This window comes from Tamlana sedimenti (genome assembly GCF_038148895.1).
In the GTDB taxonomy this organism is placed as follows: Bacteria; Bacteroidota; Bacteroidia; order Flavobacteriales; family Flavobacteriaceae; genus Tamlana.
In genome coordinates this window covers 390,273-410,146 of the sequence record NZ_JBBVGQ010000002.1, presented here as the reverse complement: position 1 = coordinate 410,146, position 19,874 = coordinate 390,273, and the positions used below count along the sequence as shown (strand labels likewise).

The window sequence follows — 19,874 nt, the reverse complement described above, 5'->3', positions numbered from 1 at the left end:
AAATGTTAGTCTGTAATTTATATCATTTAGTTTTTAGTTTTCAATTTTAACCATTGACATTTTACCGTTATATGGCTCACTTCCTTTCGTTTCCATCATCGATTTAGCTTGATCAATAGTATCAAACTTATTGTAATAGATGTAGTATTTACTAGTATTTACATCAAAGAAGAAATCGATATCGGTTCTACCTGCAGCCACTGCTTTTGATAAAAACTCATCACGTTTATTTACATCTGAATGCACCGCCACAACCACGTAGTATCCTTCATCAACATGCTTAACATCTTTTACAATTTGAATGTTGCTTAACTCTTCGCCGTTATCAAAATCTGCAGATGTTAATGGCTCTGCACTTGGCTCGGTAAACTTTTTAATACGTTCCAAACTAGCTCTATCTTTGTTGTACTGATCTTCCTGATTATCATAAAGAGCTCGCTTGATCCTACGTTTTCTCTCAATTTCGGTTGCCACTTTAATTTCGGCTAACGTTGAATATAGTTCTTCTTTAGACTGAACAATTTGAGACTGCTCTTCTTTTAAAGTTTCTATGGTTTCTAAATAGGCCAAATTAGTGGCATCATTTTTACTTTTAACTTTTTTCAGTCTAGCTTGATAAAGGTTTTCCAGTTCCGCTATTTTTTCACTTTGCTCATTTATAGCGTCATCTATTTCTGTTTTAAGAGTTTCTAAAACAGCATTCTCTGCTGAAACGCTCTTAAACGCTTTTGGTTCCTGATAAATTCCTTGCTCGCTTAAATCGTTTTCCTCTTTAAGGTCATCAAGATCTTTTTGCTTGCTGGCAACTTTTTCGGTTAATTTCAACAATAAATCACGCTGTTGCTTATTGGTTTCCTCAGATGATTTTGCCAAGTCGCTCATTTTTTGAACAAAACCAGACACTATATTATTTTCTGAAACTTGAGTTTCCTCTACAAGCTTTTGTTTAGCTTCTTCTTCAGATTTAATTCTAGCTTCTTCAGCCAACCTTGCTTGTTCTGCCTGTTCAGCTTTGACTCTAGCTTCTTCAACTAGTCTTGCCTTTTCCTCTGTCTCAGCCTTGATTCTGGCTTCCTCGGCCAATCTTGCTTCTTTTTCTTGCTCGGCTTTAACTCTAGCTAATTCTGCTATTTTTGCCTGTTCCTCTTGCTGAGCCTTTATTCTAGCTGCTTTCGCTATTCTCGCCTTTTCCTCTTTCTCTGCCTTTATTCTGGCTTCTTCGGCCAATCTTGCCTGTTCTTCCTGTTCAGCTTTAACTCTAGCTGCTTCTGCCAATCGAGATTTTTCCTCTCTCTCTGCCTTGATTCTAGCTTCTTCAGCTAATCTGGCTTGTTCTTGTTGTTCTTTTTCTGCCGTTTGCGTTTGGGCAGCTTCTATTTTAGTTTCTTCAACACCGTTTGAAGACATTCCATTCGTACCCAATTGTTTTACTTGTGCAACCTCGGTTTCTGGTTTTTTACGAGGTTTTGGACTTGAAGAAGCTCTACGTTTGGCCACTCTAGTATTTTTGCTTTTTGAAGGAATCAATAAAGCTTCCTCTTCGTCGTCACCACTGTAATTATATCTGAATGGATTATTAAATTTAAATGCCAAAGTAATGTCGTGGGAGTTACCAAAAGCAGATAAATTACCCATGGCTTTTTCGTAGTTGTATTCAATGGCTAATTGCTCACTAATATTTAATCCGATACCCGCTGACATTCCATACAATGTGTTATACCCCACTTGAGCCCAAATTCCTTTTGGCACGGTTAGCATCATGAGCCCGGAAATCACGGTTTCTTCTTTTTGAAATTCCGATCTTAGTAAACCAGAAAATTTACTTTCATCAAAGAAACCACGGCTATTAACATATCCGGTATACATGATGTGTGCTTGCAATGCCTGAGCGGGGTTATCTTCAATCATCACTGAATTTGTTAGATTGTAAGACACCAAATTGTTTACAGATAATCCAAAATCAAAAAATGCCGTACCGTAATTAATTCCAGGGTTAATGGAAATAACAGAGTTGGATGGAATATTGTTTAATGATGGGTCTGGAAAGTTTGTAATTACATTTCCATCATTGATGCCACTTTTATTGAATCCTAAATTCAATCCGAATGTTAAATTACTTTCCCTATCCAAAATCACGTTGTATGCAAAATTCAATACACCTCCAAAGTTGGTTAACACACCATAATTTTGCTGGAACAAACCAGCACCAATACCAATATTTTCTCTAAATCTACCTGAATAACTAAATAAATAGGTTTGCGGAGCGTTATCAAATTGAACCCATTCGCGTTTGTTATTGAAGCTGATATATCGATTTTGTTCCCTAACAAAACTGAAGGTTGGATTAATAATATACCTGTTAAATTTTAGAGAATTTCTGGCTGGTATGTCAAACGCAACAACTCCATCGTCATTTTGAGGATAGAGTTGCTGTATAAAACAGAGTAACAAAATAATATGTACAATATGTTTTGTCATGCTATTTGACCACCGTAATGGAGCCTTTTTTGGTTTTGCCGTTTTGGGGTTTTATTATATAGTAATACACTGGATTTATACTTTTAAAATCAATTTGATTTTGGGGCCAGTTATTTTGATAGTTATTTGTTTGAAGTTCCACCTTTCCTGATGAATTTAATATGGTAACTTCTGTATTTGTACCACTAACATATTCTTGGGGAATAATCCAAGTATCATTGGCACCATCATTATTCGGACTAATTAAATTCGGAATTTCAACAACATTGGGAAAAGCGTTTTGAACAAGAAAACTAAATTCGCTAGATGCCGTACAACCTGATGTTTGGTTGACCACAACTTTGTAGCTACCTGTTTGATTGACCTCATAGGTATTTGTAACTGCACTTGATATTAATGATTCATTTAAAAACCACTTGAATTGCGGACCAACAGCATCTGTAGTAATAATGACCTCTAATGTTTCATTTTCATCAATCATGTTAACTTTTTCAACATTAATATCACTTGTAAATCCTGTGCTTTCCAAATCTATAGATGCACTTGTGGTACAATCACCTAAGTCAATGTTTACAGAATATGTTCCAGATTCACTAGTTTCATACATTTGATCGGTTGCACCAGAAATTACCTCACCATCTTTATACCATTGGTAACTATTCCCGTTAATGGCACTTAAAATTGTAGCGCCTTCACCAGAGCAAAATGGATTTCCTTTACTTGAACTAATGCTTGAACTACTTTGTGAAGTTGCTTGACTAACAGTTACTCTATTTGAATATGAATTGGAAGTACAAGTACCGTAATTGGTTTCAACAAAATAAGTTCCAGGTTCACTTACATTAAGGCTCTCTCCTGTTGCCACAAAAACATCATTTGTATCATCAATTCTTTTATACCAATTAAATGTAAGTGATGGATACTGTAATGGGGAATCGTTGTTCTCGCCACCTGGGTTATCAATGGTCAATAAATAACTTCCACCTAAGCAATAAGAACCCGTTGCTATCAGGTTATTGATTGAAAATGGTGTGTCTTGAATTTTATAATAAGCGGCAAACGCATTAGATGGCGTACTAGATGATACTGGAGCAGTACTTTTGATTTTAATTTTATAAGCTTCTCCAGCTATTGAAGTAGGAACTGAAAAAGTTAAAGTAGCCGGAGATGCCGTTACAGCACCAGCGTTAGATGAATATATGATTGTTGCATTAGAAAAGTCTCCTGTTTCATCAGACAATTCTATCATGAACTGATTGGTTGGCAATAATGCCGTGTCTGGCGAAAAACTAAAGGTTACATTATAGGTATTGAATGAAGGACTGGCGCAAGCCTGTGTAAAACCTAAACTAGGCTTACCAATAACCATTTGCGCAAAGCTTTTCTCCGAGACAGAGAAAACAAGGCAAATTAAAATGCTAATTAGAGTAAAATTCTTCATTCGATATTATTTTATTCAGCAAACAATACTCCCAAAAACAATTATCGCCTAACATTATAACAGTTAGTATTTTAAAGAATTTCCTAAATTCATGAGCATATCAAAATAAGGAAAGTATAATAGGCTTTGGGGGCTTATTCAATTGGTTTTCTTTTAATCCATTCGTAAATCTGGGTCTACTTCATTCGAAGCAATTATCTTGTTTATACGCAACCTGAAATCTGGTCTTCTTTCATTGTATAAATCAATGAACGTTTCCGCATTTGCACTTTTTGAGTACACATTAAAAAATGCACTATTTCCGTACCAGTTCTCTAAATCTTCATTGTTTGCATTGTTTTCAACAAAAATGTTTCCATTACAGTTATTGAAATACATTGAAGTAAACCTGATTTTCTCTAGGTTTTGTTGATTAACTGAAATTTTGTCCTCTAAAACAACTGCAGGGTTAAAACCAGAAATAACACTCTTATTCATATCCAAGGACGCAAAGTCTCCAACATATACAGCAGCCTTTACAAGTCCCATTTTTATATCGGTTTCCAAATCTTGGCTATCATTAACAAAAGTTATATTCTTAGCCACAACAGACGTTGCTTTCTTTGAAAAATCTATGTTTTCCTTTTTATCGTACGACGACACCTTCAAGCATCTTGAGCCCGTGCTATTTGATACATAAGGCGATCTAACTGCCAAAGAATTAGTCAAGTGGCACTGTGCACCAAAATTGAATTCATAATCGTTGTTATTCGTTTTGAATGAAACAAGATTTACCATATTTAAACGTCCACCCCAAATATCAAAGGCATTTCCTCCAGAATAGGAAACCATAATATTTTCGAGCGTCGTTGAATACCCAATTCCAGCCAGTAAAAGTCCACTGAAATAAGAACCATTTTTTAGCCTTTTGCCCGCATACTCTATTCTAACATACTTAAGTATGCCCGAGTCATCTTCACTATTTTCGCCACCATAGTTTGCCAAAGCATAATTTGATGGATTCAAGTCTGGAAAAAAGGAGGAAGCAGAACCATTGCCAAATCTATTTGACGCCGCATTACCGAGCATAATGATACCTCCCCAATCTCCCGCTCTTTTTACCGTGCGATTAGAGGTAAACACTATGGGATCAGTAGGCAGTCCAGAAGCTTCAATTTTAGCGCCTTTAGTTATGGTAAGCGATCCGTTTGTTTTCTGGTCACCCATTATAACCGTTCCAGGCTCAATGGTCAAAGTTGCTCCATTAGTTACAAATACACTGCCAAGCAACAAGTAAACTTGACTTTTAACCAAGGTTGTGTTTTCTGTAATATTTCCAGCTAATATTTTTGTAGGCTCGCCATAGTCTGATTGGTTGGGTCTAAATTCCGTCCAATTGTTTAACCAATTTTCAGAACCGACGATTCCCTTTTCTTGTTGGGAAAAAAGTTGGCCCGTTACAAAAAGAAATATGAAAATGATTTGGGTAAAGTTTTTCATTGTCATTTATTTTATGATTAAAAACTCGATGTTTTTTTCTTTAATAATATAATCCAAAAATACAAAAAACCCTATGAAATACCAATTATTTCGTTGAAATGCATATTTTAAAAAAATTTATAAGCAAAATCACTCGATGAAATACATCAAACTGATATACAAACGCATTTAAGGTTTAAAATTTTTGGAAAAGAAAATGATTACGTTGCATTTCTGTAATTTTTAAGATTTGATATTTTTTAATGAAAATTGTAAGAATTTATCAAGTGTGACGTAAATTCATATCTCGGATCCTCCTTTTTTAATTTCTTCAAATTAAAAACAAAATCTAAATCTTAAAATAAGCGAATAATTTACTACTGTCGAAATTCGGCGTATTGATGCAATGATTTCATGATTTCTTCATAAAATAATATTGCCGCAATCAAATTCTTCGTATCTGAATAGGGCAAATACACTTTATGAAACTCAGTTGACTTTTCAAGATAGTCATCTGTGGTATCAAATTGGTCTTCTAAAGCTTTTCTGTTATCGCTATCATTTGGAATACCTAAAGTAGACATGGTAATTCCTGGCTTTGTAGCAAAAGCAATATATGGCAAGGTGTTTACCAAAACTTGATTTCTTTCCGTGTAAAGCTCTATCAACTCACCTTTTTGCATACGGTCAAGCTCATCCTTGTTGTGATACTTTTTTATGGAAATTTTTTCGCTGATAATACTTTTAGGATCCTTTTTGCCTTGAGCAAAACTAACACTAGCTACCAGTAGGAAGGCAAAACTGCAAATGAAAATTTTTAGTTTCATGGTTTAGATTTAAGGGATTAAAGCACAAATCTATGTAATTTATCGTAAAAAACAAGCGTTTTATCGATTTTTTTAGAAATAATTACAAATTTAGATGTTGCATGTCAAGACTAAATGTCATCAACATGTCTTTAACTCCTAAAAAACTCAATAATCTTAAACTTGGAATAAAATATTTCAAATGAATTTGGGAAGCTCATTCAGGGCAAATTTGAGACTTAACCCAAAAGAACAAATATAAATTGCTAATAAATCTTATTGATTAGATAGAAATCTGCCAAAACAAGCGCCGCCATAGCCTCAACAATAGGCACGGCCCTTGGCACAACACAAGGGTCATGACGTCCTTTGCCATGCATTTTAACAACTTTACCTTCTTTATCAATAGTTTCATATTCTTGAATAAGTGTAGCAACTGGTTTAAAGGCAACATTAAAATAAATGTCCATACCGTTGCTTATCCCCCCTTGGATACCCCCAGAATAATTTGTTTTCGTTGAGCCATCACTATTAAAGGCATCATTATGGTCACTACCGTACATGGTGCTTCCCTGGAATCCGCTACCATATTCAAAGCCCTTTACAGCATTTATGGATAACATGGCTTTACCCAATTCAGCATGAAGTTTATCAAAAACAGGCTCACCCAAACCAACAGGCACATTTTTTATCACACAAGTTACAACACCACCAACGGTGTCGCCTTTACTACGCACCTCCTTAATGAAAGTTTCCATTTTTTGTGCCATTTCCTGATCTGGACAACGCACAATATTAGATTCTATTTTTGTGAGATCTAGGTCCGTATATGGTTTATCAAGCTTCATTGTGCCAACAGCTGAAACATAAGCATTAATTTCAACATCGCTCAACATCTGTTTCGCTATGGCTCCAGCCACTACCCTACATGCCGTTTCTCTTGCTGAACTTCGTCCACCACCTCTATAATCGCGCAAACCATACTTTTTATCATAAGTATAATCTGCATGGCTAGGTCTGTAGCTATCTTTTATATGTGAATAATCGTGGGATTTTTGATTGGTGTTTTCAATAACAAAACCTATTGGTGTTCCCGTAGTTTTACCTTCAAAAATACCTGAATGAAACTTAACCCCATCTGGTTCTTTACGTTGTGTAACAATGGCTGACTGCCCTGGTTTACGTCTGTCTAACTCATCTTGTATAGCATCAAAATCCAATTCAATACCTGGTGGGCAACCATCAATAACACCTCCCAATGCAGGTCCATGAGATTCACCATAAGTTGTAAGCGTAAACAGTTTTCCAAAGGAATTACCAGCCATAAGTTTCAATTTTCGGCTAAAATAACGCTAATCCTATAAATTAGGAAAAGAAAACGCACTAAGTTATGGCCTTAGAAAAAATAGTATCCATAACAATTAATTAACAATAGCCTCATAAACAAATAATTATCAGATAATATCCACATAACACTAAAACTTGTTATTTGTACCAAACAAACCTACACCTGAATTGGAAATAAGAAGAAAAGTAGAAATTGCCGTGATATCTGATGTTCACTTAGGAACTTACGGTTGTCACGCCAAGCATTTATTGAATTACCTTAACAGTATTGCCCCAAAAAAACTTATTCTAAACGGCGATATTATTGATATTTGGCAATTCAGCAAACGCTATTTTCCAAAATCACATTTAAAAGTCATCAAAAAAATAATGACCATGGCTTCCAATGGGGTTGAAATCATCTACATTACAGGAAACCATGACGAAATGCTAAGAAAATTTAGCGATACAACCATTGGCAATATTTCTATAGTGGACAAAGCAGTTTTAGAGCTTGATGGAAAGAAAGCTTGGTTTTTTCATGGTGATGTTTTTGATATTTCCATTCAAAATGCGAAATGGTTGGCAAAGTTTGGAAGCTATGGCTACGACCTCTTGATTCTTATGAACCGATTTGTAAATTGGATTTTAGAGAAACGCGGCAAGGAACGCTATTCATTTTCCAAAAAAATAAAAAACAGCGTTAAAAGTGCCGTTAAATACATTAGCGATTTTGAAACTATAATTTCAGATTTGGCCATTGAAAATGGTTACGACTATGTTGTTTGTGGTCATATACATCAGCCCAAGGTCGTTTATAAAGAAAACAGGCAAGGAAAAACCATGTACTTAAACTCTGGTGATTGGGTGGAAAATTTCACGGCTTTGGAATACCAATTTAAACGTTGGAAAATTTACAATTACAATAAAGATAAGTTATTGCCCTTTGCTGTTGAAGATGAAGATGAAGCCATTGATATGGAAACTAAAGATTTAATTGCCGCTATTACTATAGTTGAGCAATACAGCAAGAAAGCAAAATAGAACCCGTCAATTGAGCAAGGCTTCCCTTAAAATGGTAATGGGATGTTTTGCGATTCGTTGCGTACCATCTTTAATTTGGTGCCTGCAACTCGTTCCATTGGCCGCAATAATGGTGTCTTTTGAAGCTTTTCTCACTGCTGGGAACAAAGTTTGTTCACCGATATTCATACTTACCTCGTAATGCTCCTCTTCATAGCCAAAACTACCTGCCATACCGCAACATCCACTTGGAATGATAGTTACTTTGTAGTTTTTTGGCAGATTTAAAACGGCAAAACTCGATAATTGGTTGCCCAATGATTTTTGATGGCAATGCCCATGGAATTTTATAGTTCTTGATTCCAAAGTAAATTGTTCAGATTTTATGTTGCCCAATTCTATTTCCTTCTGAATAAATTCCTCTATTAAAAAGGTATTTTTCGATAGGGCTTCTGCCGAACTATTATCCTCTGCCAATTTTAAATATTCATCCCTAAATGTTAAAATCGCAGAAGGCTCAATACCAATTAAAGGTGTTTCCACTGTAACCAAATCTTTAAAAATGGAAACATTTTTGTTTGCCAAATCTTTTGCTTGTTCCAACAATCCCTTTGATAAAAATGAACGACCAGATTCAGCATGTTTTACAAGTTTAACTTCGTAGTTTAATGCGGTTAAAAGGTGAATGGCATCCTCTCCTATTGACGCATCCAAATAATTTAAAAACTCATCATTAAAAAAATAAACCGTTTTTATTTTTCCCTTTACAACCAATTGATTTTTAATGCTTTTAAATCTTTTATTTAAACTTTTTTCTGAAATAAAGGGTAAGCTTCTTTCCTTGGCAACCTTTAATGATTTTTTTAAAATTGAAGACGTAAAACCATTTGAAAACACAAAATTTGAAAGTTTGGGAAACAAGCTTCCATAACGATTCAACTTATTGTTATAAGCGAACGCCTTTGTACGCAAACTAATCCCATTTGCCTTTTGGTATTGATATTGAAATTCGGCTTTTAACGCAGCCACATCCACACTACTTGGGCATTCACTAGCACAGGCCTTACAGCTTAAACACAAATCAAAAACCTCTTTCAACTCTTTATGGTTGAATGGGTTTGGTTTATTAGAACTTGTTAAGAATTCACGAAGCGCATTTGCTCTAGCGCGAGTTGTGTCTTTTTCATTTCGGGTAGCTCTATAACTTGGGCACATAGTGCCACCAAACTCGGGCAGCTTTCTGCAATCGCCCGAGCCGTTGCACTTTTCGGCTTCCCTTAAAATCCCTTGAGATTTTGAAAAATCAAACAACGATTCTATTTCTGGCTCTACCCTATCTGGTTGATACCTTAAGGATTCATCCATTTTAAAAGCATCAACTATTTTTCCTGGATTGAAAATATTATCCGCATCAAAAGCTGTTTTAATTTTCTTTAAGATGGTATAATTTTCATCCCCAATCATCATCGGAATGAACTCCGCACGCACAATTCCATCGCCATGTTCCCCACTCATGGAACCTTTATACTTTTTAACCAAATGGGCTACATCGGTCGTTATTTTTCTGAACAATATAACGTCCTCGGCTTTCTTTAAATTTAAAATTGGTCGCAAATGCAATTCACCAGCACCGGCATGAGCGTAATAAATGGCTTCTTGATTGTAACCTTTCATCAACACTGAAAACTCGCTAATGTAATTGGCCAAATCTGGCAGGGCCACAGCCGTATCCTCAATACATGCTGCTGATTTTTTATCTCCAATTATATTACCAAGCAGGCCTAAACCTGCACTTCTTAAATTATTAGCTTTGTTTACATCTTCGCCCACAAGTTTAGGGTAGGCATAACTTAAATTTGAGGCCTTAATATCTTCAATCAACTTATCGGCCAAAACCATGACCTCGCTCGAGGTATTTGCCCTAACCTCACATATTAAAATAGCCTTGGGATCTTTAACGATAAACTGCCTATTTTCAAGTTGGGTCTTGTTGTGCTTTGTACAGTCCAATATGGTTTTATCCATCATTTCACAAGCATACAAATTGTGCTTCATGGTCAATGCCACAGCACTCATACAGCTTTCAATACTGTCAAAATGCACGGCAACCACAACAACTTCAGTTGGTGGCAATTTATCCAATTTTAAAGTGATTTGAGTAGTGAATGCCAAAGTACCCTCACTTCCAGAAAGGAGCTTGCACATATTAAATTTTTCGTCAGATTTAGAAAAAACGTCCGATTTTATTAACTCATCAATGGCATAACCTGTATTTCTTCTATGTATTTCTGGTTTAGGAAAGTTTTCAATAATTTGGTTTTGAACTGCTTCGGAATTTAATTCAGTATAAATAGATTTATAAATATGTCCTTCCAAATTGTTCTGCTTTGTTTTGCTCTGAAAATCTTCCCTAGAAATTTCATTAAAAACAACCTCACTTCCATCGCTTAAAATGGCATGGATTTCTTGAACTTTATCCCGTGTAACACCATATTGAATTGATGTGGTGCCTGAAGAGTTATTACCTACCATTCCCCCAATCATACAACGGTTTGAAGTTGAGGTATTTGGTGAAAAAAATAAGCCATGTGGCCTTAAATGATTGTTTAAAGCATCTCGAACTACACCTGGCTGAACGGTTACCGTTTGGGCTTTTTCATCAACTGCAATAATTTTTGTAAAATATTTGGAAACATCAACCACGATGCCCTCACCCACACATTGCCCAGCAAGCGAAGTCCCTGCCGTTCTTGGTGTTAATGAGATTTTATGGGTTTTGGCGAAATTGATTAGTTCTTTTATATCTTCTTTATTTTTTGGATACGCCACTGCCAATGGTAACATTCTATAAACTGAGGCGTCTGTTGCGTATATTGATTTTATCAAATCATCATAAAAGAGTTCACCAGAAAGTTTTTTGCTTAACTCCTGTAAATGTGGCGTTAACGTCATGAAATTGAAAAATTGTTTATAAAACTATACAGTTGTTAAATATAATCACATTTTTGGCGTTATTTTTGTAAAATAATTCGAAGAACAAAAAAATGATCTTTTTGTTAAAAAGGGTCGTATATACTACTAACAATAAAACTTTTAATTTATGAAGAAATTATTTTTATTATCAATTGCCGTACTCGGATTTACATTTGCGTTAAGCGCCCAAGACATTTCAGACAATGCCATTGGATTGCGTTTAGGAGATAGCGATGGCTTTGGGGCCGAGATATCATATCAACGTGCATTGGGCGAAAACAACAGACTAGAATTAGACTTAGGACTGAGAAGTGGAAACGGTTACGACGGATTTAAACTAGCCGGTATTTACCAATGGGTTTGGATTCTTGAAGGCAATTTTAATTGGTACGCTGGTGTTGGTGGTGGACTAGGCTCTTATAGCTTCGATAATGTGCCTCCTGGATTTGATGACAGTGAAACATTTGTTTTTATTGCTGGTGACATAGGAATCGAATATAATTTTGATATTCCACTACAATTATCTATTGATGCAAGGCCTGAATTAGGTTTTGGCGATTACAGAGACGATTTAGATTTTGATATTGCTTTGGGTATTCGTTACCGTTTCTAAAACAAATATTATAATATATCAAAAAAGCACCTTTCAAGGTGCTTTTTTATTTTTAATGCTAAACGAACAACATACAGTCATCACAACTTTTAACTTCACCATAATAGGTCCTTCTGTATTTGTGAAGCGTTTTAACCGGTAGCCCGAGTAAATACTTTTTAATGTAGGTAACCTTAGTTGTTAATTCGCCCATTTTTACGCTGTGCCGTTTTTCGTATCTTGTTTTTCTTCTTATATATAATATTTTCATGTATTGTATTATTTTAAACTTACTATTGATTTAATGCTATTGCACTTTCTATTGATTAATGACGTGTTAATCTCATTTCTATATTTCGCGCCTTAAACCCTTTATTTTTGAACATGTTAACAGCGGGATTATCCTTATTGATATGAATGGCAATATCTCCCTTGCAATAGTCAATGGTGTGTTCAATCAATTTCTTGCCAATTCCTTTTCCACGAAACTCCTTCTTCACAACAACGTAAACCAATATATTTTCTGAAAGATATTCGTTCATTCCCGTTCTATTTACCACAACGGCACCTACAATTTCGTCCTTATGTTCAAGTACAAACACATAACCGCCCAGCCCCGGAATCTCTTTTGCGGCATACATTAGGGACTTTCTAATGGCACTTTTCGAGTCCCGAAACTGGTCGAAATTCTGAAACAAAAAATTGGCAATGCGGTTTATGTTAATGATTGACAGCCTAGAAAAGGCATCATAGGTTTTTATGGTCATGTATAGAAAATTATTTGCAGTCTTTTCTAATTTTAAAAAAGATTGAACTTAAAAAATGAAATGAGGATAAGGTATCGCAGAGAGCGATATTTTTATTAAAAAACAGGATTTACCTGAAATCGCCAAAAAACTAGATTGCTGGAGGGATAAATTTATCTGATTGAATTCTAAAAACTAGAAAATTAAAATTGAAGACTCTGTAATTTTGTTGTTTACCTATTCCTTTTCGCATATTTGCAAAATTACAAAAACAGAGCGCCAATCGCAAATGGAAGTTCCATGGATAATCACAAGACTATGTTAAATAAAAAAGCTCCCAATATTTGGAAGCTTTTTTATTGTGAAGTTAATAGATTTCTATTCTTTAGCAGGTGCGTTGAGCTTTGTACTCATTTCCATAGAAATTGCCGATTTATCGAACTTAAGTTTTCCAGCCATAGTTTCAATAATACAACTGTTGTCTTTGTCATTTAAATCTGCCACTTTTCCATGTAACCCGCTTTTGGTTATTACTTTATCGCCGCGTTTTAATTCGGCTGCAAATTTCTTTTCTTTTTTTGCGCGTTTCATTTGTGGCGCAATCATAAAGAAATACACTACTGCAATCATAAGCAGTAAAAACGGTAATTGTCCCATTCCTTCTCCCATTTTAAATTTAATTAGTGAGCCGCAGCTGGTGTTGGTTTATTTGGATCTGGCTTTACAAAAGCGGTAATTTTAACCACTTCACTGCCTTTTTCGGTATTTGCTGTAACAGTAATGGTTTTTGAAACTTTATTGGAACCACTTCCATTAAATTTAACTGTAAACTGGCCAGAGTCTCCAGGAGCTAAAGGGTCTCTACTCCAATCTTGGGGCACTGTACAGCCACATGAACTTTTAATATCGGTTATAACTAAAGGAGCATCACCGGTATTTTTGTATGAAAATACAGTCTCAACTGGTGTTCTTGCCTCAATTTCACCAAAATCGTGTTCCGTTTTATCGAACTCAATTACAGGAAATTTTGATGCCACAGCATCTCTTTCTGCTGCAGCCGCCACATTGCTTTCTTCAACTTTTTTGGCCGCATTCTCTTTACATGATATAAAAGCCACCAAACATAAGGCACTAAGGCTTAAAATTATTTTTTTCATAATAGATATATTAATTTTTAAGGTGAACAAAAATAACAATTATTTAACCGATTAAAAATTTTACACAGTTTCTTAACAGAAATTTACATCAATCCCCTACCCACTTTTTTCAATTTACTAGAAGCCTCGTATTCCTTAACCAGTTTATCTAAGATACCGTTGATGAATATGCTACTTTTTGGGGTTGAATATTCCTTAGATATTTCCAGATATTCATTTATTGTAACCTTTACCGGAATAGACGGGAAATTTTTCAACTCGCATATAGCCATTTGTAGCAACACATAATCTACATTGGCAATCCTATCAGCATCCCAATTTTGTGTTTTAAGGTCAATTTCCTCGTTTATTGCGGTTCTATTCAAAAGTGTTTTTTTAAACAAATCGATGGCAAACTGTTTATCCTCAATATCTTTATACAATTGTGGTACAAAAAAGCCTTCTGCCACATTTGCTTTTGATTTTCGCAACAGTTTTAAAATAGTTGTGTTTACCGTAGGCAGATCGTCCAACCAGGTCAAGTTTTTGTCCTCCAAATAATCATATAGCTTCTCGTTGGGGGCAATTATTTCCTTGAAAACATCAACAATAAACTCTTTGTCCTCATGAAAATCTGACACCCGAGTTTTCATGTATTCCTTGTACAAATCACTGGAAGTTATAGCTTTAAAAACAACATCTACATATTCGCCATCAAGTTCCCAATAATTTATTTTATTAGCTTCTAACTGGTTTTTAAGTTGAAGGTTTTCGCATAAACCTTTTAATAGTTGATTATTAACAAACTTTCGGTTTGGGTCTTTGTCTTCTTTAGTGGCTAGGTGTTTATTTTGCTTCTTTTGCAAGTCTTCCTCAGCTCTTTTTTGAACTTCAATCAACAGCGAAATTAAAAGCAAGTAAAGATTGTACATGTTATCAATACTGAAAAGCAAAAACTTTTGGTCCTTACTAAAATCGTCACTTTCACTGCCCTTAAAAGCATATAGTGTTTGCATTACTTTTACACGAATATGTCGCCTGGTTAACATCATTGCAAAGAACTTTAATTAAAAAGATGAAAATTTATCACGGTTTTTACGCTGCAAAAATAAAACTATATTTAAAAACAAACACTTTAAATTTACTTTAATTACAGTAATTGGCTTTAAGCCTTTTTTAACAACTTCACAATTGTTTTGTCTGCCTTTATTGGCATTTAAACCATATATTTGCCCTTCTATCTCGTTTTTCTATAATGAAAGAATTACAGCATCTAAATAAATATTTTGTAAAATATAGAACGCACTTGTTAATTGGTATTCTCATTACCATTTTAGCGCGTATATTTTTGGTTTACACGCCTAGGTATGTAAAAAAAATATTTATAGCTATTGAAAAATATGCTGACGGCGGGGTTTCAGATAGTGTATTCAAATCCGAATTAACCGAGGCCATACTTTATATTATTGGAGCAGCCATTATTGGGGGTATCCTCACGTTTTTTATGAGACAGACCATCATTAACGTGTCAAGATTCATAGAATTTGATTTGAAAAATGAAGTTTATGAACACTACCAAAAACTGTCCTTAAACTTCTATAAGAAAAACAGAACTGGGGATTTGATGAATAGGATAACAGAAGATGTTGGTCGGGTTAGGATGTATGTTGGCCCAGCACTTATGTATAGCATCAACACTATTACACTATTTGTTATTGTAATAATTTATATGCTGAATGCCTCACCAAAGCTTACCTTATATACCATTTTGCCTTTGCCCATTTTATCTGTAATTATTTATAAACTAAGTCGCGAAATCCATAAACGCAGCACCATTGTTCAAGAATATTTGTCTAAGCTTTCTACGTTTACCCAAGAATCATTTAGTGGTATTTCTGTAATTAAAGCTTATGGTATTGAGCCACAAACCTCGGTCAACTTTAAATCTTTAGCTGAAGAAAGTAAAGGTAAACAAATTGACTTGGCAAAAGTACAAGCCTGGTTTTTCCCCATGATGATTTTACTTATTGGCACCAGTAACCTCATGGTTATTTATATAGGTGGTATGCAATATATAAACGGTGAAATAAACAGCATTGGTACCATTGCAGAGTTTATTATTTATGTAAATATGCTTACATGGCCGGTGGCAACGGTGGGTTGGGTTACCTCAATTGTGCAACAGGCCGAAGCTTCGCAAAAACGCATTAATGAGTTTTTAAAAATTGAACCCGAAATTAAGAATATGGTTCATGATGAAACAGAAATCACAGGTGACATTTCTTTTAAAAATGTTTCATTCACATATGACGATACCAATATTCAAGCCCTAAAAGATATAAGTTTCAACATAAAAGAAGGAGAAACATTAGCCATTTTAGGAAAAACTGGGGCTGGTAAATCTACAATTCTGGATTTAATCGGACGGCTTTATGATATAGATGAAGGTTCCATAAAAATTAATGGTACAGAAATAAAAGAACACAATTTAAACACCTTAAGGAACAGTATTGGATATGTGCCACAAGATGCCTTTCTGTTTTCAGATAGTATAAAAAACAATATAAAATTTGGAAAACAGGATGCCACTGAAGAGGATGTTATTGAGGCAGCGAAAAATGCCCAAGTTCATAAAAACGTTGTGAAATTCAATAAAGGCTACGATACCGTGTTGGGCGAACGTGGCATTACGCTTTCTGGTGGACAAAAGCAACGTGTTTCCATAGCAAGGGCCATTATTAAATCACCCAAAATATTGTTATTTGATGATTGTTTATCTGCCGTAGATACTGAAACCGAAGAAAAAATATTGAAAACATTGGGTAAAATATCTAAAGGGAAAACAGCAATTATTGTTAGCCACAGAGTTTCTTCTGCGAAAAACGCCGATAAAATTATTGTTTTAGATAACGGCAAAATTGTTCAAGAAGGCTCGCATGACTCGCTTATAAATATCGATGGTTATTACAAACACCTCTATCTAAAACAATTGAGCCAACCTGCGGGCCACTAAATCCCAACCTGTTCACTGTTAATTAATTAGGCGCATTTTATTCAATTAAATTCAATAAAAGATTGGATTCTAAAAAGAAACTTTAAAAAATGTTGGTTAGTATCGGTTTTTTTTAGATTTTTGGTAAACTATTGATTAATAAAAAATTTAATTCAACTATGAAGAACAACGATATGATGGAGAAAGAGGAAATTTTTTCGAAAGTATTAAGAGCAGGAAGACGCACTTATTTTTTTGACGTAAGGGCAACTAAAGCAGAGGATTACTACTTAACAATTACTGAGAGTAAAAAGTTCACAAACGACGACGGGTCTTTTCATTACAAAAAACACAAAATTTACATATACAAAGAGGACTTTGAAGAATTTAAGGAAATCTTATCTGAAATGACCGATTTTATTATTGATGAGAAAGGTGATGAAGTAATTAGCGAAAGACACCAAAAAGATTTTAAAAAGGATTACGACGATAGCCCAAGAGTTACCGAAGACCAATTAAAAACCCCGGGAAGTTTCACCGATATCGACTTTGATGATATATAATCGGAATATCATTTAAAATATTACAAAAACCGTTGTATTAGAATATAACGGTTTTTTTATGCTTTAACCACAACCAAAGTCGTACCCAAAACACCAATAAAATAAACCAACGCCATAGACCAACCAAAATTTGTGGTAAGCACAATCGATAATAGCAAAACCCAAATAGGCACCAATGTAATGGCAACCACAAACCTAAAGGTAGAAAGAAACTCAATTTCGGTAACCTTGGGTTGTACCATAAGTTTCCAAATGGCATAAGGAACAATCAATAAGACAATTAAAACAACATAAAAAAACGACTTGATAAATTGATTTTTCTTCTTCCCGACGCTCTCAACAAATCGAAAATTACTGGATATGGTTTTATTAACGCTTATAGGGTTTAAAAAATTGACCTGTAACTCATTGAGCCTATTTAATGTGTCTCCATAGTTTTCGGATGGAATATGGGTTGTTAGTTTTGATATTTCCAATTGAATACTGTTCTTCATAAAAATCACAGATTCATTTTTGTCCTTTAAAACAAAATCTTTTGCAGGTATTGGATTTCCAAAAAACAACGAAGCACTATCAGGAAATTTTTCTGCATGTTCATAATTGATCCCAACCGGAATCAATTGTAAATCTGTTTCAGGAAATTGTTCAAGCGTTTCAAAAACTATCCGCGTAAACCCCTTGCTTAAAGGCCGAACAGTGCGGTTTAAGTTATGGTTTCCTTCAGGGAAAATAACAACAGCCTCCTTTTCCTTTAATAATTTAGAACATGTTTTAAAAATAGCTGAGTTGTTATTCAAATTGAGCCAACCGTCTCTTATCCTGAACACAGGAATCATTTGTAATGTCCCTAAAAGTTTTGCTATAAGAGGATTTTTGAATACGGCTGCTCGGGTTAAAAAATATAAAAAACGCTTATTTTTTATGGCTATAATCAATGGGTCCAATAACGCGTTGTGGTGATTACACAGGAATAAAACAGACTTTTCTTTAGGAATTAAATGAACACCATAAACTTCAATTCTTTTAAAATAAAAAAACATGGCCAATTTTAAATAAGCACGCACGCTATAGAGCCAAATTGTTTTTACCATGCTATACTTTTGATGCTTTATATGACCAATAAAAGGCCAAGGTTAACCCGGAAATTATATGCCAAATACCCCAAAATGCTGCTAAAATGGCCATTCCACCCAATCCATCAAAAAAGGTAAATATCAACAAAAGTCCTAAACCAGAATTTTGAATTCCCGTTTCAATGGTCAATGTCTTTTGGTTAGCAAATGAAAGCCTGAATACTTTAGCCACCAAAAACCCCAATATCAAAGCCAAAATATTATGTCCAATTCCTAAAAGCATAACACGGTGTATGTAACTTTTAAACACGTCAATATTTTTTAAAAATGCCAATACAACAATCAAGGCAAATACAATTATTGAAAATGGTTTTAAAATTTTAGATAATTTGTCCGCCAATAACCCATTCCTATATTTTAATACCATGCCCAAAACCAACGGGATTCCAAGTATTAGAAGTACCAATTCTATCAATTCAAAAGGGCTCAACTCCACTTCCTTTAAAATTTGTGCCGTTGGTTGATACAAACTTCCATAAAACTGAAAATTAAACGGTGTCATAAAAACAGCCATGAACGTGGCAAAAGCAGTTAAACTTACAGATAATGCTGAATTGCCTTTTGCCAGATGCGTCATAAAGTTGGAAATATTACCGCCGGGACAAGCAGCAACCATAACCATACCCAAAGCAATACTGGGTTGCGGTTTAACTAAACTTACCAAAACAAAAGTCAATAATGGCAACAGTATAAACTGTGATAGAATACCAACAATCAATAACTTGGGCGTTTTAAGCAATTGTTTAAAATCACCAATAGTAATACCAAGAGCCACTCCAAACATGACAATTGCCAAAGCAATGTTTAAAATCCAAAGACCTGTACTATCAAAGTTTATTTTTGCTTGGTCTAGCTCTTGCATATTTTTAAGATACGGCACTGCCGTTTTTAACTATGTTTTCTGGATTTAGCAGTATAACATCGTTATTGTTTAAAGCGCCTAAAACTAAACATTCACTCATAAAACTGGCAATCTGCTTTTTGGGAAAATTAATAACCGCCACAATCTGCTTGTTCATCAAGTCTTCTTTTTTGTAAAGGGTTGTTATCTGAGCGGAAGATTTTTTAATCCCTAAATCTCCAAAATCGATTGTAAGTTGATAGGCAGGTTTTCTTGCCTGAGGAAAATCGTTCACTTCAATAATGGTACCTATCCTTAAATCAACTTTACTGAAATCCTCAAAAGTTATGTGCTTGTTCATTTTTT

18 protein-coding genes are annotated in these 19,874 nt (G+C 34.7%); 4 read left to right on the top strand and 14 right to left on the bottom strand.

Translation table 11 applies throughout. The features are described from left to right. Positions 1–33: 33 nt before the first annotated feature. The 5 genes from WJN01_RS07770 to aroC form a co-directional block, all read right to left on the bottom strand. On the bottom strand, positions 34–2,478 hold the full coding sequence (locus tag WJN01_RS07770; protein WP_445196584.1) for a PorP/SprF family type IX secretion system membrane protein: 2,445 nt from the start codon (positions 2,476–2,478) through the stop codon (positions 34–36). Between the two features lies 1 nt (position 2,479). Next, the gene (locus WJN01_RS07765; RefSeq protein ID WP_445196583.1) at positions 2,480–3,919 is read right to left on the bottom strand and encodes a T9SS type B sorting domain-containing protein; all 1,440 of its coding nucleotides are present in this window, start codon (positions 3,917–3,919) and stop codon (positions 2,480–2,482) included. Between the two features lie 153 nt (positions 3,920–4,072). Next, positions 4,073–5,398, bottom strand: coding sequence for a beta-helix domain-containing protein (locus tag WJN01_RS07760; RefSeq protein WP_445196582.1), 1,326 nt, complete (start codon positions 5,396–5,398; stop codon positions 4,073–4,075). Positions 5,399–5,754: 356 nt separating this feature from the next. After that, positions 5,755–6,204, bottom strand: coding sequence for a hypothetical protein (locus WJN01_RS07755; protein ID WP_445196581.1), 450 nt, complete (start codon positions 6,202–6,204; stop codon positions 5,755–5,757). A gap of 245 nt (positions 6,205–6,449) precedes the next feature. After that, on the bottom strand, positions 6,450–7,508 hold the full coding sequence (aroC, locus tag WJN01_RS07750; protein WP_445196580.1) for a chorismate synthase: 1,059 nt from the start codon (positions 7,506–7,508) through the stop codon (positions 6,450–6,452). A 157-nt stretch (positions 7,509–7,665) separates the two neighbouring features. Between aroC and WJN01_RS07745 the strand changes: the two genes are divergently transcribed. Next, entirely contained in the window at positions 7,666–8,553 is an 888-nt protein-coding gene (locus WJN01_RS07745) for a UDP-2,3-diacylglucosamine diphosphatase (RefSeq protein ID WP_445196579.1), read from the top strand. Between the two features lie 6 nt (positions 8,554–8,559). On the opposite strand, the gene WJN01_RS07740 is transcribed toward WJN01_RS07745, so the two are convergent. After that, positions 8,560–11,484, bottom strand: coding sequence for an FAD-binding and (Fe-S)-binding domain-containing protein (locus WJN01_RS07740; protein WP_445196578.1), 2,925 nt, complete (start codon positions 11,482–11,484; stop codon positions 8,560–8,562). Between the two features lie 148 nt (positions 11,485–11,632). Here WJN01_RS07740 and WJN01_RS07735 point away from each other — a divergent pair, with 148 nt between their 5' ends. Continuing rightward, positions 11,633–12,118, top strand: a complete 486-nt coding sequence (locus tag WJN01_RS07735; protein WP_445196577.1) for a hypothetical protein — start codon at positions 11,633–11,635, stop codon at positions 12,116–12,118. A gap of 58 nt (positions 12,119–12,176) precedes the next feature. On the opposite strand, the gene WJN01_RS07730 is transcribed toward WJN01_RS07735, so the two are convergent. The 5 genes from WJN01_RS07730 to nusB form a co-directional block, all read right to left on the bottom strand. Next, on the bottom strand, positions 12,177–12,368 hold the full coding sequence (locus tag WJN01_RS07730) for a hypothetical protein (protein ID WP_445196576.1): 192 nt from the start codon (positions 12,366–12,368) through the stop codon (positions 12,177–12,179). Positions 12,369–12,423: 55 nt separating this feature from the next. Then, the gene (locus tag WJN01_RS07725) at positions 12,424–12,864 is read right to left on the bottom strand and encodes a GNAT family N-acetyltransferase (protein ID WP_445196575.1); all 441 of its coding nucleotides are present in this window, start codon (positions 12,862–12,864) and stop codon (positions 12,424–12,426) included. 357 nt (positions 12,865–13,221) lie between these two features. Next, a complete protein-coding gene (yajC, locus tag WJN01_RS07720; protein ID WP_445196574.1) occupies positions 13,222–13,512 on the bottom strand; it encodes a preprotein translocase subunit YajC in 291 nt (96 codons plus the stop codon). Between the two features lie 11 nt (positions 13,513–13,523). Next, the gene (locus tag WJN01_RS07715) at positions 13,524–14,000 is read right to left on the bottom strand and encodes a DUF1573 domain-containing protein (protein ID WP_445196573.1); all 477 of its coding nucleotides are present in this window, start codon (positions 13,998–14,000) and stop codon (positions 13,524–13,526) included. Between the two features lie 83 nt (positions 14,001–14,083). Then, on the bottom strand, positions 14,084–14,995 hold the full coding sequence (nusB, locus tag WJN01_RS07710) for a transcription antitermination factor NusB (protein ID WP_445196572.1): 912 nt from the start codon (positions 14,993–14,995) through the stop codon (positions 14,084–14,086). A 239-nt stretch (positions 14,996–15,234) separates the two neighbouring features. Between nusB and WJN01_RS07705 the strand changes: the two genes are divergently transcribed. Then, entirely contained in the window at positions 15,235–16,992 is a 1,758-nt protein-coding gene (locus WJN01_RS07705; protein WP_445196571.1) for an ABC transporter ATP-binding protein, read from the top strand. 158 nt (positions 16,993–17,150) lie between these two features. Continuing rightward, complete coding sequence (locus tag WJN01_RS07700) at positions 17,151–17,534, top strand: PUR family DNA/RNA-binding protein (RefSeq protein WP_370479608.1); 384 nt, start codon at positions 17,151–17,153, stop codon at positions 17,532–17,534. A 56-nt stretch (positions 17,535–17,590) separates the two neighbouring features. Here WJN01_RS07700 and WJN01_RS07695 read toward each other — a convergent pair whose 3' ends face one another. From WJN01_RS07695 to WJN01_RS07685, 3 genes are read right to left on the bottom strand one after another with little or no spacing between them, the layout of a single operon-like run. Continuing rightward, positions 17,591–18,625, bottom strand: a complete 1,035-nt coding sequence (locus WJN01_RS07695) for a lysophospholipid acyltransferase family protein (protein WP_445196570.1) — start codon at positions 18,623–18,625, stop codon at positions 17,591–17,593. A 1-nt stretch (position 18,626) separates the two neighbouring features. Then, the gene (locus WJN01_RS07690) at positions 18,627–19,529 is read right to left on the bottom strand and encodes a bile acid:sodium symporter family protein (protein WP_445196569.1); all 903 of its coding nucleotides are present in this window, start codon (positions 19,527–19,529) and stop codon (positions 18,627–18,629) included. Between the two features lie 4 nt (positions 19,530–19,533). Next, positions 19,534–19,869, bottom strand: a complete 336-nt coding sequence (locus tag WJN01_RS07685) for a tRNA-binding protein (protein ID WP_445196568.1) — start codon at positions 19,867–19,869, stop codon at positions 19,534–19,536. Positions 19,870–19,874 lie beyond the last annotated feature (5 nt).

What these genes read in the sequence shown, in the direction of transcription:
- WJN01_RS07770 (WP_445196584.1), bottom strand. Translation starts at nt 2,478, where the DNA reads ATGACAAAACATATTGTACATATTATTTTGTTACTCTGTTTTATACAG.
- WJN01_RS07765 (WP_445196583.1), bottom strand. Translation starts at nt 3,919, where the DNA reads ATGAAGAATTTTACTCTAATTAGCATTTTAATTTGCCTTGTTTTCTCT.
- WJN01_RS07760 (WP_445196582.1), bottom strand. Translation starts at nt 5,398, where the DNA reads ATGAAAAACTTTACCCAAATCATTTTCATATTTCTTTTTGTAACGGGC.
- WJN01_RS07755 (WP_445196581.1), bottom strand. Translation starts at nt 6,204, where the DNA reads ATGAAACTAAAAATTTTCATTTGCAGTTTTGCCTTCCTACTGGTAGCT.
- aroC (WP_445196580.1), bottom strand. Translation starts at nt 7,508, where the DNA reads ATGGCTGGTAATTCCTTTGGAAAACTGTTTACGCTTACAACTTATGGT.
- WJN01_RS07740 (WP_445196578.1), bottom strand. Translation starts at nt 11,484, where the DNA reads ATGACGTTAACGCCACATTTACAGGAGTTAAGCAAAAAACTTTCTGGT.
- WJN01_RS07735 (WP_445196577.1), top strand. Translation starts at nt 11,633, where the DNA reads ATGAAGAAATTATTTTTATTATCAATTGCCGTACTCGGATTTACATTT.
- WJN01_RS07730 (WP_445196576.1), bottom strand. Translation starts at nt 12,368, where the DNA reads ATGAAAATATTATATATAAGAAGAAAAACAAGATACGAAAAACGGCAC.
- WJN01_RS07725 (WP_445196575.1), bottom strand. Translation starts at nt 12,864, where the DNA reads ATGACCATAAAAACCTATGATGCCTTTTCTAGGCTGTCAATCATTAAC.
- yajC (WP_445196574.1), bottom strand. Translation starts at nt 13,512, where the DNA reads ATGGGAGAAGGAATGGGACAATTACCGTTTTTACTGCTTATGATTGCA.
- WJN01_RS07715 (WP_445196573.1), bottom strand. Translation starts at nt 14,000, where the DNA reads ATGAAAAAAATAATTTTAAGCCTTAGTGCCTTATGTTTGGTGGCTTTT.
- nusB (WP_445196572.1), bottom strand. Translation starts at nt 14,995, where the DNA reads ATGCAAACACTATATGCTTTTAAGGGCAGTGAAAGTGACGATTTTAGT.
- WJN01_RS07705 (WP_445196571.1), top strand. Translation starts at nt 15,235, where the DNA reads ATGAAAGAATTACAGCATCTAAATAAATATTTTGTAAAATATAGAACG.
- WJN01_RS07700 (WP_370479608.1), top strand. Translation starts at nt 17,151, where the DNA reads ATGAAGAACAACGATATGATGGAGAAAGAGGAAATTTTTTCGAAAGTA.
- WJN01_RS07695 (WP_445196570.1), bottom strand. Translation starts at nt 18,625, where the DNA reads ATGGTAAAAACAATTTGGCTCTATAGCGTGCGTGCTTATTTAAAATTG.
- WJN01_RS07690 (WP_445196569.1), bottom strand. Translation starts at nt 19,529, where the DNA reads ATGCAAGAGCTAGACCAAGCAAAAATAAACTTTGATAGTACAGGTCTT.
- WJN01_RS07685 (WP_445196568.1), bottom strand. Translation starts at nt 19,869, where the DNA reads ATGAACAAGCACATAACTTTTGAGGATTTCAGTAAAGTTGATTTAAGG.